Genomic DNA, 16,818 nt, shown 5'->3' with positions numbered 1-16,818 from the left:
AGAATTCGATTGTAGACAAGCTTTAAAGCCGAGGAAAGGGGCTATATCCGGTGCAGACCGGAAGAAGCTATTTCTCGGTTTTTTCTATAGAAATGTGAATGTTTTAGTATTCGGAGGGTTTACTTTGAGAACAGATATACTTGGAGTAAAAGTTGATCGGGACTCTATGGAGGACACCGTCCAGAAAATCCAAAAAGCAGTAGAGGCCCAGAAGACCATTCAAGTGGTTACGGCTAATCCGGAGCTGATCTATGCCACGGGAAGAGATGTTCGCCTTAAGCAACTGATTAATGGGGCTGAGATTGTTACCCCAGATGGAGTCGGTGTGGTCTGGGCGGCCAAGCGCCTGGGTCATCCGGTGGTTGAGCGGGTAACAGGGATTGACTTAGTTGAAGCCCTCTTCCCCATAGCAGCCGAGCAAGCCTGGCGGGTCTTTTTTCTGGGCAGTCGGCCCGGTGTGGCTGAAAAAGCGGCTCAAAGAGTAGCGGAAAAACATCCCGGCTTCCAGTGGCAAGCTGCTCACGGCTATTTTAGCAGTGAAGAAGAGCCGGCCCTATTGATGCAAATTCGTGAATTTAAACCGGATATTCTTCTTATCGGTTTAGGAGCACCTCGTCAGGAATTTTGGATGTTTTCCCATCTCGATTTAAGCACGGTCAGCGTCGGCGTAGGCGGCAGCTTTGACGCCCTGGCTGGAATCAATAAAAGAGCTCCACGATGGATTCGAAATATCCATCTGGAATGGCTCTATCGCCTGATTAAGCAGCCCACCCGCCTGAAACGTCAACTGGTTCTCCCTCGCTTTGTTTGGAAGGTATTGCGCTCCGGTAAAGAGAAGAGGAGAACCAGAAAAGTAAGGTAGTATTCCAGAGTTTTTATTTTCCCTCACCGACTAAAAAATTGCTCCATCAGACGTACTATTGAATGGGAGGTTGAAAAATGCCTGAATGGGAATTCAAATGGTCCTGGGAGAAGATAACACTCGATCCACAGGCCAGAGAGGACTTTTTACAGGAATCTCAGCCTTTTATTCGTCATGTTTCTATTCAGACGTGTCACCGCACCTTAGAATGGGGTAGAGATGAAGAATTATCCGAGGCTTTAATCGCTTTTAATGAAGCCATAGATCATTATGAAGAAGAACGAGGCGTGCCTTTTTTAGCCTATGCTCGACTCCTGGTCAAACGTCGGCTTATTGATTATTATCGAAAGCAGCGTTTACGTGAAGCCTTGCCTATGGATCAAGATGATGTAGGGCAGGCTGTCGAAATCCATGTGGGGATTCAGGAGTTTCGTAAGCACCAACAAGATCAAGAGAGGGCGGCTGAGATTCAAGAATTTTCTTTAGCCCTGAAAAAATATGGGCTATCCTTTCAAGTCCTGGCTGAAGTGTGTCCCAAACATCGGGATAGTCGAAAAACCCTCCTCGGGGTAGCTCGAACCCTTGCACTGTCCCCGGAATTATGGCACCAAGTGGAGAGAACAGGAAAGCTCCCTATGCAAGCCCTAACGTTAAAGACACAAGTTCACCCCAAAGTGTTGGAGCGGGGGAGAAAGTATATCTTGGCAGTAGCCTTATTAATTGCTAATCAACATGACTATATCTACTTAAGGGAATATGTACTCCCGGATGAAAGGAGGGCTGAAGGATGAGTAAAAATAGGGCCGTTATACTGGAGAAAAACAAGAATTCCATTACCGTATTAACGGGAGATGGGGTTTTTCAAACCATGAAGTACAAAGGGGCTGTGGAGATCGGGCAGGAGATTCAGCTGCCGGCTCCAAGCAGAGCCCCCCTCTGGCGAATAGGTGCAAGTATTGCTGCGGTATTTCTGCTGACATTTATGGGGATTTTCGGGTGGAATGCTTTTCAGCCAAGGACTGCAGTGGCCATGATTTCTCTGGATATTAACCCTAGCCTTCAGCTCACCGTGGATCAGAAGGGAGAGGTTCTGGATCTGGAATCCCTGAATTCCGACGCAGAACAGATGATCGCCGGACTGTCCCTTAAGGGCAAGACATGGGGAGAAGCATTGAATGAGATCATTAAAAGATCGGTGGATTTGAATTATTTGAACGAAGAGGAAAGCTGGGTTGTGGTGGGATACTCATCCGTTACACCGAACAAAAAAGAGCTTTCTGATAAACCTATTAATACTGAAGCAATAAGCAAACAGGTTCAAGAGGCCGTTCATGAGCATGGTCTTAAGCCTAGTGTAGCAGTCTATGAATTGACTTCGGAGCAAAAAAAACAAGCTCAAGAGACGGGGCTTTCCTTAGGAGAGTACGCCTTAGCGGATACTGCTCAGAAGGCTGGTATAGAGGTAGAGCCTAAGGCTTTAAAAGAAAAGGAAGAACGCACCCGTTTATTGGAAATACCGGAAATTCAAGAGCAGATGCGTAAGGATAAGCGTATTATTGAAACCATGAGCTTCTTCCTTGGTCAAGATGCCTCCCAAGGTAATATGAAGAACAGTAAGAATAAAAAGGATAAGGGGGAGGACAAGGATCGGACCGGAAAGCCCAGTAAAAATAATGGGAACAACCAGGATAGAGAGAACAATAAAAAAGAACAGTCCGGAAATGACATAGGCAATCAAAATAGGGATAATAATTCTGGTTCCAGCTCTAAGTGGAATGGAGCGGGCAAGGCAAATGACCAAGGAGAGGACAAAGACAACAAGTTCAATAAAACCAACAGCCGAGGGACCAATGACCGGGAAAATAACAAGGATACCGACAAAGGAAAGAGTGGGGAGAAGGAAAGGGAACGCAGCTCTAATAAGAGTGAAAGCAACAGGCAGTATAAACCGGCAGATAAAGCCAATGAGAGCAGCAATCAAGACATCAAGAAAAACATCAACCACAAAATGGACCAGAACTCTAAAAATAATTCCCCAAATTACTGGGGTTTTCAGAATATCTTAAGAATGACCTATGGCCAACGTACTTAAATATTAAGCTCCCTTAAGGTAGAGTTCATAAGAACTTTCCTTGGGGAGCTTTTTGCACTGTCAGGCTTCTGTGGTGTTTAAATGGTATCACTGCAGAATGGAATTTTATTGTCTGAGGTCAACCGGCTGCTTTACGTCTAACACTTCCATATAATAGTCTTGAGTTTGTCTGAGCATTTCCTGGACGCTGAAGTCCTGCCAACGCTTCGTGCCGGAGTCTATACAAGACTGGGTGAGATCAGGATTCTGGAGAAGCGAACAGCAGGACTTAGCAAGTTCTTCCGGCTGTCCCGGAGGAACCAAAAGGCCATCCTGAGAATGGCGAATCACTTCCGGTATTCCTCCTACAGCAGTGGCAATAAGGGGAAGATGAGCTTGCATGGCCTCAAGAAGAACAAGGCCCATACCTTCGTTCACAGAAGGAAGAATGAAAATATCCATGGCGGGAAGGGCCCTATAGGCCTCTGGAAGATAACCTGTAAAAGTGTGGGGCAGTTCCAACGCTTCAGCCTTCTCAATAAGTGCCCCGCGAAGAGGCCCATCCCCAATGATCAAAGTATGGATATGAGGAAACTGAGGGCGTAGAATTTGAGCAGCATCCAGAAGAGTATGAAGGCCCTTGGTTGGGTGCAGTCGGGCAATGCTGCCAAGAACCAGAGCATCCTGGGGTATTTCCCATATCCGACGAAAGTTTTCTCGCAGTTCTGCCCGTTGCTCATCGGAAGCTAATTGAGGAAGGGGAGGGATACCATTATAAATAGTGCGAATCCTTTGCGCTCCGCGACGGGCAACTTCTTCAGCCAGGGCTTCAGAAACGGTAATAACCCCGGAGGTAAAAGGAAGAGTCAGCCGATCCAAAGCTAAGGCTAAGAAAGCCGCCCTAGGCGAAAGGTAATCTTGCTTTAGGGAGCTATGGACTGTGCTTACCACAGGTATGTTCAACCGCCTTCCGGCCAGTCTTCCCAAAAGATTGGCTCGGGAACCGTGAGTGTGGATAAGAGAAAACCCTCCCTGACGTATTTGGGCTATAAGTCTTGGTAAAGGTGAGAAATCCAGGGCATGCTTCATGGGAAAACGCAAGGTTGGAATGTTTTTCTCCTCGGTGTATTGAGCGAAGGGGCCATCGATTAAGCAGCCTGAGGTTAAAGAAAAGGTACTCCTATCCATCCCTTGCAGTAAGGTCAAGACATGCTGCTCGGCGCCACCGATTTCTCCACCACCGATTAACTGTAAAATTTTATAGGTTGGCACGGGGATTCTTCCCTTCTTTTAAAAACTCGGTTATACTAATGTAAAAGCAAATTGTGACTAGGTAATAAAATAACTTTGGCAAAAAACGAAAAAGTTAAAAATCAGGAGGTCGTTTTAATGCTAGATAGTCAAGAAATTCAAAAGATTATTCCGCATCGTTATCCCTTTTTGCTGGTGGATAGGATCCTGGAGTTAGAAGATGGCAAACGGGGGGTGGGTTTAAAGAATGTTTCCGGTAACGAGCCTTTCTTCCAAGGCCATTTTCCCGGTTATCCGGTGATGCCCGGAGTGCTGATTATGGAAGCTTTAGCTCAAGTGGGTGCTGTGATCCTTTTGAAGATGCCGGAATACGCAGGGCATATTGCCCTTTTTGCTGCGCTGGAAGATGTACGGTTCCGTCGGCAAGTTATCCCTGGAGACCAACTTCGTCTGGAAGTTGAGTTATTAAAGCTCAAGCGGGGGATTGGTGTAGCTCAAGGAAAAGCCTATGTAGGAGAAGACTTAGCGGCTGAAGGCACATTAAAATTTGCTGTCGGTCCTAAATTAGAGGGATAAAGGATTTCAACTAATTGTAGTATAACATAAACATAAAATGATAGAGTCAGCGGATTAATGAGGGTGGATAGCCAGGGCAGTTTCCCTGGCTTACTTATTTGGGCAGATCATCATTTTAGAAAAGACAAATTACCCTTCCTGAGCTCTTGCATAGTTTAGGATAGGGGGGAGTTTGATGGGTGCACAGCTTACCGGCTTAGGAGCCCTTGTGGCTTTGTTATGGATTCTGACGGATTATTGGGAGTGGACGGTTCCGGAGGGGATCGGCCATAAAATCACCGATTGGAAGAAAAAATGTTATAAGACCCAAATCACAGTAAAATTTACTAATCAAGAATCCATTTATAGACAGGAGCAATTTGCCTTTTCCTTAAAGCGCTTTCTGCGGGATATGGAGCAGGAAATGGGGATGCCCGTCCATTGTGAGATTGAGCTGTGGGGGGAGAAGGATGAGTTTTCTGAGGAAGAGCTTCTTTACATTAAATGTTTAAATCAATCTTTCACCGGCTTTACTTGGTCCATACAAGAAACAATCCCCCAACCAAAGTTGGGGGATCAGGGTTCCAGTTAAAAAGTGTCATCTAGGCAAAGTAAGGCGTATGCTCGATGAAGATTTTGCGTCGGGTGTTTCTTTTGAATCGCCTTTGGGTTTCTTATCGCAATCTTTATGATGCTTCTTCCCAAAATCAACCTTTCCGTTGGCTAGGTCCTCTTCTACTTTCTTTTGCCGCTCTTTAATCGCTTCTTTGATTTTTTCAGCCTTTTCTTTTTCCAGGATTCCGGCTTCCACTTTCTTATCGATCATTTGCACCTTAAGCTCAACCATTTGTTGATGGAGAGCTTTGATTTCTGCTAACTTGGCAGGATCCGGCGCAGTGGTGGTTGCCCCAAAGGCTGTACCGGCACCAAAGGTGAGGAAGGCGAGGGTCAATAAACTTACCGCGAGCTTCTTCAACAATTTACACTCCTCCTTTGTATGGATAGGTCAAGTGACATGCTTTTAACTGGAACATTTCATAGAATACCCAGAAAAAGAAAGAAACATAGTGGTAATCCTTGGATGGAATTATTTTGAAAAACAGGAAGGACAAAGACTGCTCGGGAGGGAATAGTACCTAAGATGATAGGGATAGATTATATCTTTCTTAACGGGATGCAAGGAGAATGCTATGATGTTCTACCTTTTTGTTGCAGATTCGGGGGAACTGACACTTTCCCCTCTGTTAGATGATAGACATTTCACAGAGGAGTTTGAGGTGTTGCGGCCCGGACTTCCCTTAAGCTTTGCCCAATTTCTTCTCGAAGAAATCCACTTTAAGAGGATGGGATCCATAAAAGCTAAGGTGCTTTCTCTATGGGAAGTTTATGCAAAGGAAAAAGGGCGGGATAAAAATAGGGATGGGGCATGGGTTAAAAGAGAGATTCTCAAGATCTTGCGGAAGCAGCCCGGGTTAAAGGACCGCAATTGGTGTTGGGAGAAAAAGACAGGTTTGCCTGAGAGTCCGTTGAGGAGCAATCTAAAGAACATAACAGAGAAAGAAAGAGTTCAGGATTTCTTGGATAGAACTACGGGCAGATTATTAGCTAAGGCTGATCTCCAGCGGCTGGGGCAGGAATGTCGCCTATCCTATACTGAAATCCTGACCCTTTGCCATGAGCAGGTTATGAAAGGGTATGCCCAATGGATTCCCGCAGTAAAAAGGGAAGGGAAGGGCTGGAGATGCGAACGCTGCGGGGATGCTTTGGTTGAAGAATGGACAAGCATCTATGGATTGGCCGCTACTTGTCCTGCCTGCACTTCCTTAGGGGCAGTAAGCTCACTTCATGAACTCTACCGGAGTATTGCCCCTTCCCCAATGAGTTCCCTCTCCTCTACGGAGACTGTTCATTCGGCTTCCTCCTCTTTTCACGGCCGTAGTAACATTTCTTGGGTATTTTCCCCTCGTTGGGAACTTAGCCAGGCCCAAAAGCTTGCGGCCCAACAGGTTTTAAATTTTGTAAAAGGGGGCGCTATAGACTATAACATGATTCAAGGAGAAGACTCCAGGAAGGAAATGCTGCTCTGGGCGGCGTGTGGAGCTGGGAAGACCGAAGTCTGCTTTCCTGCTGCGGCATGGGCACTTGAACAAGGGAAAAAGGTATTATTTGCTGCACCTCGTCAAGATGTGGTTCTGGATGTAGCCCCTCGTCTCCAACAGGATTTTCCCGGCTTAAAGCTGAGTATTCTCACGGGAACAAGTCAGGAACGTTTTACACCGGCTCCCTTTGTCCTGGCCACTACCCATCAAATCCTGCGTTTTTCACAGGCTTTTAACCTAATCTTTCTTGATGAGATGGATGCCTTTCCCTACTATGGCAATACAGCCTTAACTTGGGGAATGGAGCGGGCATTGGGTCCGGGAGGAAAGATAGTCTATCTGACAGCTACTCCCTCGCCGGAAAGCTTGGAGAAGGTTAAAGCAGGAAGAGTGGGGCTCATCCGCCTTCCTGCCCGTCATCATGGCAAGGCAGTTCCCGTCCCTCAGTGGCAAAAGGTTTCGGGGAGCCTGGATCCTGAGTGTTTATACCATAAGGGACAGGGACAAAAGGTCTTTGATTGGCTTAAGGAGTTGGCTCTATTGGGTCCTGTTCTTCTCTTTGTTCCGAAAATATCCTGGGTCAACCCTTGGGTCGAAATCCTAAGAAAGGAGTTCCCCCAATGGGCAATCTCTGGAAGCTATAGTGCCGATCCCCATCGCGGTGAAAAAATCGAAGCTCTGCGGAACAAAATGTTTCGAGTCTTTGTCTGCACTTCGGTTCTTGAACGGGGGGTCACCATACCTAATGTTCAAATCATCGTCCTTGAAGCGGATCACGGAATTTTTGACGAGAGAGCCTTGGTCCAAATGGCCGGGCGAGTGGGTAGGACTCAAGAGAATCCCACTGGAAATGCACTTTTCCTATCCTCCAAAAGAACGCCTTCTATAGAAAAGGCGATTTATTGGATTAAAGAACAAAATGAGATAGCGTTTGCACAGGGTTTGATTGATAATTAAGAAGTCGGAGTCTTAGTACGGTTAGTCATGGATAATCAGCTTAAGAGAGGGGATATAAATAAGGAGGTTCCTTATGTCCGGCTATACCTTATCTCTATGGCAAGATATGAAAGATCTTGCCCGGGCTCTGTTCTATGAAAAAAGTTCAACCTGCCTCCTCTGTGAAACCTACGTGTCAGGGGGTCAGGTTTTTTGTGATGATTGTAAGCAAGCCTATTTTCACCCGGATTTGAATCGGTGTATCCATTGCGGCAAGCTTCTTGAATCCCCTCATAAAAAATGTGAGGACTGCACTGAGGGCAGAGGGCCTAAAGGTATGGATCAAGTTGTGGCCTGGGGACATTATACGGGGGCTTGGCGGGAGTTCATTCAGGATGTAAAGTTTAAGTTTCAGCCTTATCTGCTGAAACGGCTTGGTCAACCTCTAGGAGAATTTGCTCTCTGCCATCTGCCGCCACCTAATATTCTTGTTCCTGTCCCCATGCACGATGAGCGATTAGGGGAAAGGGGCTTTAATCAGGCAGCGGTCATCGCCTCTCTTCTCCATTGGGAGCTGGGGATCCCTTTATGGGAGGGTCTGGCTCGGGTCCAGCCCACCACTCCGCAAGTAGGATTAAGTAGGAAAGAAAGGCTTCATAATCTGGAGTCGGCTTTTCAAATGCCTTCTTCAGCGCAAAGTCAAATCCATGGAGCTAAGGTTTGGCTTATTGATGATGTGACCACCACAGGTGCGACCTTGGAGCACTGTTCCAAGGTCCTCAAAAGAGGTGGGGCAGCTCATGTATATGGACTCGTTTTAGCGGCAGGTTTGGAGAAAAGGAGATAAAAGGGACTATTCAGTCTCAGAATTCGGTGTTATAATAGGGGCGGATAGGCGTGAGTCTGTTACTATTTTTTAAGGTAAGGGGATTTTCTTCATGGCGTTTCAAGACAAAGAACTAGTCTGCAAAGACTGCGGAACCACTTTCATTTTCACTGTGGGTGAACAAGAATTCTATGCAGAAAAAGGCTTCGAAAACGAGCCACAACGTTGCAGAGACTGCCGCAACGCACGTAAAACCAACCGCAACAGCGGTGAAACTCGTCAACGCGAAATGCACACTGTAGTTTGTGCTGAGTGTGGCGTTGAAACACAAGTTCCATTCCAACCTACTTCTGATCGTCCCGTTTACTGCCGTGATTGCTACCAAAATCATCGCGTAAGTCGCTAATCAGAGTAAACGAGAATATATGAGAGCATTGGAGTTTATCCAATGCTTTTTTTAAATGGTTCTTTTTATTCATTTTAAGGAAAAGCTGTTGAATAAATTTACATCCTTATGTATAATAATCAATATCCATAAGACGAATATAAAACTTTAGTTAAAAAAGTAGCATGTTTTGACCGTTGGATAAGTAAAGTAAAAAGGAAGAGTAAAAGGAGAGGGATAAAAATGAAAAAGAATGTACGTCATGGGATCATTGCTGTGGTTATGATGGGCTTGCTTGCCCTTACAGGCTGCGGCGGTAATCAAAGCCAGCCGTCTGCGAGCAATGGCTCTAATCCAGGAGAAGAAAAAGTATTAAAGGTCGGTTCCGCTATTGAGTATGCACCTTTTGAATTTATGGACGAAAAACAAAATCCCACAGGCTTTGATATCGATTTAATGAATGAGATCGGTAAGGACATGGGGTATACTGTTAAATTTGAGTCATCCTCCTTTGATGGGTTAGTTGCAGCAATCGGTCAAGGTAAATATGATGCAGTCATCTCTGCTATGACTATTACCGAAGATCGTTCCAAATCTGTGCTTTTTAGCGATCCATATTTTGAATCCGCCCAAATTATCGCTGTAAAGAAAGGTTCCGCTATTAAATCTGAGCAGGATTTAATAGGTAAAAAGGTTGGTGTTCAGCAAGGAACTACAGGTCAGGATGCGGTTGAAGGGTTAGGAATCGATCCTAAGAAATTTGAGACTATCGGGGATGCTATTAACGATATGATGATCGGTGGATCCGATGCAGTGGTTGCAGACACACCTACCCTTTACTACTTTATTAAACAGAACCCCAAGATGGATATTGAAATAGTATCCAGTGCTTTCGAAAAAGAGTATTTTGGCATCGCCTTTAAGCTTGATAACAAAGGATTAGCCGATCAAGTAAATGCTTCTTTAAAAAAGCTTATGGACAATGGAAGATACAACGAGATTTATAAGAGCTGGTTTAATGAGGATGCTCCTAAGTTCTAAGCCCGGCTCAGAATGATGATGACTCGAAACGCCTAGCAGTGCTGGGCGTTTTGTTTGACTATGATGCTCATTTTACAGGATGCCGGACAGACCGTTGGAGAAAAATGCCTGAACAATAATTCTTGAATAAACTTGCGATGAAATGTATAATTACCAAAGAATCAAAGAAGGACTTAAAAATGTGCACTATATAAGGAGGATGAGGGTGTGGAACTCCGTTGGGAATTGATGATTGATAGCCTTAGGCCTTTACTGAAAGGAACTGTAATTACCTTAGAGCTTACGGCTGGGGCTGTAGCTATGGGGATTGTCATCGGTCTGTTTATGGCTTTAATGCGCTTGTCCAATAGCCGAATTTTACGTGGCTTTGCTATAGCCTATATTGATTTTTTCAGAGGGACACCCCTTTTAGTACAAATCCTCATGGTGTACTTTGCGGTTCCTCAACTCCTAAATTTCCAGATTCCTGATAATTACCAGTTTGTTGCAGGTATATTGGCCATGGGTCTTAACTCGGGAGCCTATATTGCGGAGATTTTTCGGGCCGGGATTCAGTCTATTGATAAAGGGCAAGGAGAAGCGGCACGGTCTTTGGGAATGACTCATGGTCAAGCTATGAGACATGTTATTCTTCCTCAGGCCTTTAAACGGGTTATCCCTCCTTTGGGCAATGAATTTATTGCCTTACTTAAGGACTCGTCCTTGGTGTCCATCATTGCGCTTCAGGATCTTATGTATACCGGAAAGCTTATTGTAAGTCGTACCTATCAGCCTTTTGTTATTTATTTAGAAGTGGCCTTATTCTATCTGGTCATGACCCTGATCCTTTCTCGGTTCGTGAATTATACAGAGAGGAGGCTCGGTAAAAGTGATAACCGTTAAAAATCTGCATAAGCATTTTGGCAAACTTGAAGTCTTGCGCGGAATTGATTGTCATATTAAAGAAAAAGAAGTTGTGGTGGTTATTGGCCCCAGCGGCTCGGGGAAAAGTACTTTCTTGCGTTGCCTCAACAAGCTGGAGGAGACCACTGCCGGAGAAATTGTCGTGGACGGTATTCCTTTGAATTCGGAAACCAATGTGAATGCTATACGACGGGAAGTGGGAATGGTTTTTCAAAGGTTTAACCTATTCCCCCACAAGACGGCTTTGGAGAATATCACTCTGGCTCCGGAAATCGTCCGCAAGACTAACAAGCAGGAAACTGAAAAAATCGCCATGGAGCTTTTGATAAAGGTCGGCTTGGAAGATAAGGCTCATGAGTATCCGGATCGACTCTCCGGAGGACAGCAGCAGCGGGTCGCTATTGCAAGGGCTCTCGCCATGCGTCCTAAAGTCATGCTCTTTGATGAACCCACTTCGGCACTTGATCCCGAGATGGTGGGAGAAGTTTTGGCCGTAATGAAGGATCTGGCTCGGGAAGGCATGACCATGGTTGTGGTCACTCATGAAATGGGCTTTGCCCGAGAAGTGGGAGATCGAGTGATCTTCATGGATGAGGGGAAAATCATGGAGGAAGGATCCCCTGACGACCTCTTTGGAAACCCTCAGAATCCTCGCACTCAATCCTTCTTGAGTAAGATCCTTTAGATTTTAAATAGTGCAGATTTTGTTTGCAATATCTCTTCAGAAAAGCTGATGCTGTGGTCCATAGAGTCCTGCATCAGCTTTTGTGTTACGAAAAGATCTCTTATAAAGCTAAAGGCAGCATGAAAAAAGTTGCCAAAAAGAGGTTTAGATTAGCGTCCTCCTGGGCATCCTTCATAAGAGACTAGCTTTTGGCAGATGGCCGGAGCTGTCAAGGAATCAAGGAGGTTTTTTTCTGTGCTGGGTAAAGTAAAGTGGTTTAGCAAACAAAAAGGGTATGGATTTATCGAAGGAGATCATGGACAGGATATTTTCGTTCATTTCTCTTCTATCATGGGTGACGGCTTCCGTACTTTAGAAGAAGGTCAAGGTGTGGAATTCGACATTATCCAAGGTCCGAGGGGAGAACAGGCTTCTAATGTGCAAGCGAGATAAGTGATAGCGAAAAGGAAGAGCTGCTTCATTGAGTTTTGAGAAAGTTACTATCACATGAATAAAAAGAAGGATTGTTGGAATAATTTACAACGATTCTTCTTTTTTATAATGGAAATTTAGTTAAAAGAGAAGAAAGTTTTGGAAGGATTTTTTGCGGGAAGAGGGAATAATATAGTAAGCAGATATTAAGGGGGGTTTTACTATGAACATCAGCGTTCGCGGCAAACAAATGGAAGTCACCGATGCCCTGAAAGAGTACGTTTTGAAAAGGGTAGGCAAATTGGAAAAATACTCTGACGAGTTTATGGATGTTAAAGTAACCCTGCTAGTAGAGGAAGGCCGGCATCGTGTTGAGGTCACTGCACCCCTTCATGGCATGATTCTTCGAGGTGAGGAAGAAAGCGGAGATATGTATGCCTCCATCGACCTGGTAGTGGAAAAACTGGAGCGTCAAATTGATAAGTACCGCACTCGGATTAACAAACGGATGCGCACTAAAGTTCTCAAAGATCATGAAATTGAGCATCCTGCTCTCCATGAGGACGAAACTGAAGAAGTTGTCCGTCATAAAAAGTTTGGTACCAAACCTATGTCCGTGGAAGAAGCCATTATGCAGATGAATTTGGTAGGACATAATTTCTACGCCTTTACTAACATGGATACCAATGCCATCAATGTGGTTTATCGCCGGAGATTAGGCGATTATGGTCTCTTAGAGCCCGAAGATTGATTTTAATCGGCGAGCTGCAGAAATTGGGAGCCTAGGATAAAGTTAAATAAGCGTATTCAAAACGAATGGTCTACAAGCGTAGACCATTCTTGCGTGCATATGGTTGTTTTAGGACATTCCTACAGAATTTAGCAAGAGATTTAAGCCGGGCTATGATGCTATTAGCTTGCACCCTGTAGATGAGAATGATAAAATGAGTTGATACCCTTGGACAGATGGAAAGGTGGTCAATAATGGGTTTCTTAAATAAACTTTTTGATGACAATGCTCGTGAGATTAAAAAGTATCAGAAAAAGGTTGCTGCGATTAATGACTTAGAGCCGGAAATCAAGGCGCTGTCGGATGAACAGCTACGTGCCAAGACCGATGAATTTAAACAACGGCTGGAGAATGGAGAGAGTCTTGACAGCCTTTTGCCTGAGGCATTTGCAGTGGTTCGAGAGGCTTCCTGGCGTGTCAATGGACAACGGCACTACGATGTGCAGCTGATCGGCGGCATGGTCCTTCATGATGGCCGGATTGCAGAGATGCGTACTGGGGAAGGAAAAACCTTGGTTGCAACCCTTCCATCCTATTTGAATGCATTGACTGGTCGTGGCGTGCATATTGTTACCGTCAACGACTATCTTGCCCGTCGTGACAGCGAAATGATGGGCCGCATTCACCAGTTCTTAGGGCTATCTGTGGGTCTCATTGTCCATGGATTAAATTATGTTCAGCGGCGGGAAAGCTATGCTGCAGATATAACCTATGGTACCAATAATGAATTTGGCTTTGATTACTTACGTGATAATATGGTGACCCGACCCGATGGATTGGTTCAGCGGGAACTTCATTATGCCATTGTGGACGAAGTGGACTCCATTTTGATTGACGAAGCTCGTACCCCTTTGATTATTTCCGGGGAGGCGGACAAGCCTACAGAGCTCTATGACCGAATCGCGATGATTATCCCTCGCTTAAAGCCGGAAGAAGACTATAATGTTAACGAAAAAGACCGGGTTGTTACCCTGACTGAACAAGGAGTTAGCAGGGTTGAAACTATGCTCTCGGTCGAGAATCTCTTTGATGATCTGCACACAGAGTTGGCTCATCATGTGAACCAGGGATTAAAAGCCCATGCCCTCTTTAAAAGGGACCGGGATTACGTGGTTAAGGATGGACAGGTCATCATTGTTGATGAATTTACCGGACGTCTTATGTTTGGGCGCCGTTATTCCGAAGGCTTACACCAGGCGATTGAAGCTAAGGAAAAAGTAAAGATCGAAAAAGAATCCCAAACCTTGGCGACCATTACCTTCCAGAACTATTTCCGGATGTTTGAAAAGCTTGCCGGTATGACCGGTACCGCTATGACGGAAGAGCCGGAATTCAAGAAGATTTATAAATTAGATGTAGTTGAGATCCCCACCAATAAGCCCATGATTCGCGCGGATATATCCGATGTGGTCTATCGGACTGAGGACGGTAAGTTCAAAGCGGTGGTTGAGGAGATCATCGAACGCCACAAAAAAGGACAACCGGTTCTTGTGGGAACCGTATCGGTGGAAAAGTCCGAGCGCTTAAGCAGCATGTTGGAGCGCCGCGGTATACCTCATCAGGTCTTGAATGCAAAGTTTCATGAGAAAGAAGCCGAGATTATTGCCGGAGCCGGCTTGAAGGGCATGGTCACCATCGCCACCAACATGGCAGGTCGTGGTACGGATATTATCCTTGGGGAAGAAGTAGCCGAATTGGGTGGTCTGCATATCATAGGTACAGAGCGCCACGAATCCCGCCGGATTGATAATCAGCTCCGTGGTCGTGCCGGGCGTCAAGGAGACCCGGGCTCTTCCCAGTTTTTCCTTTCCTTGGAAGACGATTTGATGCGCCTCTTTGGTGCGGATAATATCACGGGTATGATGGATAAATTAGGAATGGATGACTCCATCCCCATTACGTCCAAGATGATCAGCCGTTCCGTAGAGACAGCTCAACGCCGAGTGGAAAATAGAAACTTTGAAATCCGGAAGCATGTTCTTGATTATGATGATGTGATGAATCTTCAGCGGGAAGTCATCTACGCCCAACGCCGTCAAGTTCTTATGGGTGGCAACATTCAGGAGAGCATTGCGGATATGCTGGAAAAAGTGGTTCGGGAAACGGTGGATATGTTTGGGGCACAGAGTCCCTATCCAGAAGAATGGGATCTCAACAGCTTCCTGGAGTATGTAGAAAACCTCTTCTTGCCCAATCACGATATCACCGCGGAACAAGTCGGGAGCATGGAAAAAGAAGAAATCGTGGAAATGCTTCTGGAAAGCGCTCAAGCTCATTACAAAACCCGTGAAACAGCCTTTGGTGAAGAGCTCATGAGGGAAATCGAGCGGGCCGTTATGCTGCAAGTAGTGGATAAGAAGTGGATGGATCACTTGGATGCCATGGATATGCTCAGAGAAGGTATTGGTCTGAGAGCTTATGGCCAAAAGAATCCCTTGGTGGAATATCGTCGTGAAGCTTACGATATGTTCCAGGGCATGATCAGTTCAATTCAAGAAGACACGATCCGCTATATTATGAGGGTGACACCTCAAGTGACGGAGCAAACGCCGGAAGAGCCTCAGCATGTCCGCACCAACCGGGATGAGGAACAGCCGGCACGCCCGGTCCATAATGAGGGGCCTCAAATAGGCCGCAACGATCCCTGTCCCTGCGGCAGCGGCAAGAAATACAAAAAATGCTGCGGATCAGAAAATTAGAGCACTTTTTATAAAGGAAAACTCGTAAGGCATAATGAGGCCCTGGGCTGCAATATGCCTTACTTTTCGAAAACGATAAGGTGGTGAACGTTAAGTGATATTTGAATGGAAAAAAGAGCTGGAAAGTTTAGAAATGCGCTTAGCTGATTTGAGGGTTTCACTTTGACGTCCCTCAGCGTGAGGATAAAATCAGTATCTTAGAGATCGAACTACAAAGGCCGGACTTTTGGGATAACCCCGAAGCGGCTCAAAAAGTCATGCAGGAACTTTCTTATCAGCAGGAGAAAGTCAAAACCTATTACACCTTAAAGCAGCAATTAGATGATATGCTAACCCTCTATCAAATGGCAGTGGAAGAAAAGGATGAATCCCTCGAGCCTGAACTTGAGGAAGGAATTTTAGCCCTTCAACAAAGCCTGGACGGGTTAGAACTGGAGATCCTTTTGAGCGGCCCTTATGATCGCAATAACGCCATTCTGACCCTTCATGCGGGAGCCGGTGGTACGGAAGCTCAGGACTGGGTATCTATGCTGTATCGGATGTATATCCGCTATGGAGAACGCCATGGTTATAAAGTAGAAATCATGGATTTTCTGCCCGGCGATGAAGCAGGAGTAAAGAGTGCAACCCTATCCTTTGCAGGAGAAAATGCCTATGGCTATTTGAAGGCGGAGAAAGGAGTACATCGCCTGGTGCGGATATCTCCTTTTGACGCTTCAGGACGACGTCATACCTCCTTTGCATCTGTGGATGTTATACCTGAGGTGATGGAGGATAATGCAGAGATTCAAATTCCTCCAGAAGATCTCAAAGTGGATACCTACCGTGCCAGCGGTGCGGGTGGACAGCATGTGAATAAGACAAGCTCCGCAGTTCGGATCACTCACTTACCCACGGGGATTGTGGTTCAGTCCCAGAGCGAGCGTTCTCAGATTCAAAACAGAGCCTATTGCTTGCGTATCCTGCAAGCCAAGCTCTTGGAGCTGAAACGCAAGCAGCAGGAAGATGAGATTTCCGAGATTCGTGGAGAACAACAAGATATTGCTTGGGGAAGCCAGATTCGTTCCTATGTGTTCCATCCTTATAATATGGTCAAGGATCACCGGACCAACGAGGAAACAGCGAATACCGGAGCTGTTATGGACGGAGAGATTGACCCGTTTATCGCTGCTTACCTGCAAAAGACAAAAGCCGCTCAGTAAGCTGAGATCAGATGTAGTATGCAAAGATAAAATATAAGCTGAATCAAGATGTGTAAAGATGAGGCTTGGCCATGAGCCAAGCCTTTTAAACTCATAGAATAT

General features: G+C 45.6%; 17 protein-coding genes. 15 read left to right on the top strand and 2 right to left on the bottom strand.

All coding sequences use genetic code 11. The features are described 5' to 3' along the window. Positions 1-124: 124 nt before the first annotated feature. The 3 genes from DESDE_RS19815 to DESDE_RS19805 all read left to right on the top strand — a co-directional run bounded on the left by DESDE_RS19815 (position 125) and on the right by DESDE_RS19805 (position 2,954). The gene (locus DESDE_RS19815) at positions 125-862 is read left to right on the top strand and encodes a WecB/TagA/CpsF family glycosyltransferase (protein ID WP_014795806.1); all 738 of its coding nucleotides are present in this window, start codon (positions 125-127) and stop codon (positions 860-862) included. A 77-nt stretch (positions 863-939) separates the two neighbouring features. Further along, entirely contained in the window at positions 940-1,653 is a 714-nt protein-coding gene (gene sigI, locus DESDE_RS19810) for an RNA polymerase sigma factor SigI (protein ID WP_014795805.1), read from the top strand. Beyond that, complete coding sequence (locus DESDE_RS19805) at positions 1,650-2,954, top strand: anti-sigma factor domain-containing protein (protein ID WP_014795804.1); 1,305 nt, start codon at positions 1,650-1,652, stop codon at positions 2,952-2,954. Before sigI ends, DESDE_RS19805 begins: the two co-directional genes overlap by 4 nt. A gap of 105 nt (positions 2,955-3,059) precedes the next feature. Here DESDE_RS19805 and DESDE_RS19800 read toward each other — a convergent pair whose 3' ends face one another. Then, positions 3,060-4,205 (bottom strand): glycosyltransferase, encoded by a 1,146-nt coding sequence (locus DESDE_RS19800; RefSeq protein WP_014795803.1) that lies wholly within the window; start codon positions 4,203-4,205, stop codon positions 3,060-3,062. Between the two features lie 117 nt (positions 4,206-4,322). Between DESDE_RS19800 and fabZ the strand changes: the two genes are divergently transcribed. Further along, complete coding sequence (gene fabZ / locus DESDE_RS19795; protein WP_014795802.1) at positions 4,323-4,760, top strand: 3-hydroxyacyl-ACP dehydratase FabZ; 438 nt, start codon at positions 4,323-4,325, stop codon at positions 4,758-4,760. Between the two features lie 172 nt (positions 4,761-4,932). Next, on the top strand, positions 4,933-5,331 hold the full coding sequence (locus DESDE_RS19790) for a hypothetical protein (RefSeq protein WP_172637640.1): 399 nt from the start codon (positions 4,933-4,935) through the stop codon (positions 5,329-5,331). 6 nt (positions 5,332-5,337) lie between these two features. Here the strand turns inward: DESDE_RS19790 and DESDE_RS19785 are convergent, their stop codons facing one another. Beyond that, on the bottom strand, positions 5,338-5,718 hold the full coding sequence (locus DESDE_RS19785; protein ID WP_014795800.1) for a DUF2680 domain-containing protein: 381 nt from the start codon (positions 5,716-5,718) through the stop codon (positions 5,338-5,340). A 214-nt stretch (positions 5,719-5,932) separates the two neighbouring features. On the opposite strand from DESDE_RS19785, the gene DESDE_RS19780 reads away from it, so the two are divergent. The 10 genes from DESDE_RS19780 (at position 5,933) to prfB (ending at position 16,716) form a co-directional block, all read left to right on the top strand. Continuing rightward, entirely contained in the window at positions 5,933-7,795 is a 1,863-nt protein-coding gene (locus DESDE_RS19780; RefSeq protein WP_041917309.1) for a helicase-related protein, read from the top strand. 73 nt (positions 7,796-7,868) lie between these two features. Then, a complete protein-coding gene (locus tag DESDE_RS19775; RefSeq protein ID WP_014795798.1) occupies positions 7,869-8,621 on the top strand; it encodes a ComFC family protein in 753 nt (250 codons plus the stop codon). A 91-nt stretch (positions 8,622-8,712) separates the two neighbouring features. Next, entirely contained in the window at positions 8,713-9,006 is a 294-nt protein-coding gene (locus DESDE_RS21395; protein WP_014795797.1) for a zinc-ribbon domain containing protein, read from the top strand. Between the two features lie 222 nt (positions 9,007-9,228). After that, positions 9,229-10,026, top strand: a complete 798-nt coding sequence (locus DESDE_RS19770; protein ID WP_014795796.1) for a basic amino acid ABC transporter substrate-binding protein — start codon at positions 9,229-9,231, stop codon at positions 10,024-10,026. Between the two features lie 207 nt (positions 10,027-10,233). Further along, positions 10,234-10,908 carry an amino acid ABC transporter permease gene (locus DESDE_RS19765; protein WP_014795795.1) on the top strand — a complete coding sequence of 225 codons (675 nt, stop codon included), beginning with the start codon at positions 10,234-10,236 and terminating at the stop codon, positions 10,906-10,908. Next, positions 10,895-11,614 (top strand): amino acid ABC transporter ATP-binding protein, encoded by a 720-nt coding sequence (locus DESDE_RS19760; RefSeq protein WP_014795794.1) that lies wholly within the window; start codon positions 10,895-10,897, stop codon positions 11,612-11,614. The genes DESDE_RS19765 and DESDE_RS19760 overlap by 14 nt, the downstream gene beginning before the upstream one ends. Positions 11,615-11,848: 234 nt before the next feature. After that, complete coding sequence (locus DESDE_RS19755) at positions 11,849-12,046, top strand: cold shock domain-containing protein (protein ID WP_014795793.1); 198 nt, start codon at positions 11,849-11,851, stop codon at positions 12,044-12,046. A 202-nt stretch (positions 12,047-12,248) separates the two neighbouring features. Next, a complete protein-coding gene (gene hpf / locus DESDE_RS19750; RefSeq protein WP_014795792.1) occupies positions 12,249-12,776 on the top strand; it encodes a ribosome hibernation-promoting factor, HPF/YfiA family in 528 nt (175 codons plus the stop codon). A 233-nt stretch (positions 12,777-13,009) separates the two neighbouring features. Beyond that, positions 13,010-15,514, top strand: coding sequence for a preprotein translocase subunit SecA (secA, locus tag DESDE_RS19745; RefSeq protein ID WP_014795791.1), 2,505 nt, complete (start codon positions 13,010-13,012; stop codon positions 15,512-15,514). A gap of 94 nt (positions 15,515-15,608) precedes the next feature. Beyond that, a protein-coding gene (gene prfB, locus DESDE_RS19740; RefSeq protein ID WP_174270155.1) for a peptide chain release factor 2 occupies positions 15,609-16,716 on the top strand; the annotation gives its coding sequence in 2 pieces (ribosomal slippage) (positions 15,609-15,677 and positions 15,679-16,716; 1,107 coding nt in all). Positions 16,717-16,818: the final 102 nt, after the last annotated feature.

The sequence above is a fragment of the Desulfitobacterium dehalogenans ATCC 51507 genome, assembly GCF_000243155.2.
Lineage (GTDB): Bacteria > Bacillota > Desulfitobacteriia > Desulfitobacteriales > Desulfitobacteriaceae > Desulfitobacterium > Desulfitobacterium dehalogenans.
Note: the sequence above shows the minus strand (reverse complement) of the source record. Positions and strands in the feature narration are given on the sequence as shown.

Excerpts from the sequence above, each read along its gene's own strand:
- sigI (WP_014795805.1), top strand. The coding sequence starts at position 940 with ATGCCTGAATGGGAATTCAAATGGTCCTGGGAGAAGATAACACTCGAT.
- DESDE_RS19805 (WP_014795804.1), top strand. The coding sequence starts at position 1,650 with ATGAGTAAAAATAGGGCCGTTATACTGGAGAAAAACAAGAATTCCATT.
- fabZ (WP_014795802.1), top strand. The coding sequence starts at position 4,323 with ATGCTAGATAGTCAAGAAATTCAAAAGATTATTCCGCATCGTTATCCC.
- DESDE_RS19780 (WP_041917309.1), top strand. The coding sequence starts at position 5,933 with ATGTTCTACCTTTTTGTTGCAGATTCGGGGGAACTGACACTTTCCCCT.
- DESDE_RS19775 (WP_014795798.1), top strand. The coding sequence starts at position 7,869 with ATGTCCGGCTATACCTTATCTCTATGGCAAGATATGAAAGATCTTGCC.
- DESDE_RS21395 (WP_014795797.1), top strand. The coding sequence starts at position 8,713 with ATGGCGTTTCAAGACAAAGAACTAGTCTGCAAAGACTGCGGAACCACT.
- DESDE_RS19770 (WP_014795796.1), top strand. The coding sequence starts at position 9,229 with ATGAAAAAGAATGTACGTCATGGGATCATTGCTGTGGTTATGATGGGC.
- hpf (WP_014795792.1), top strand. The coding sequence starts at position 12,249 with ATGAACATCAGCGTTCGCGGCAAACAAATGGAAGTCACCGATGCCCTG.
- secA (WP_014795791.1), top strand. The coding sequence starts at position 13,010 with ATGGGTTTCTTAAATAAACTTTTTGATGACAATGCTCGTGAGATTAAA.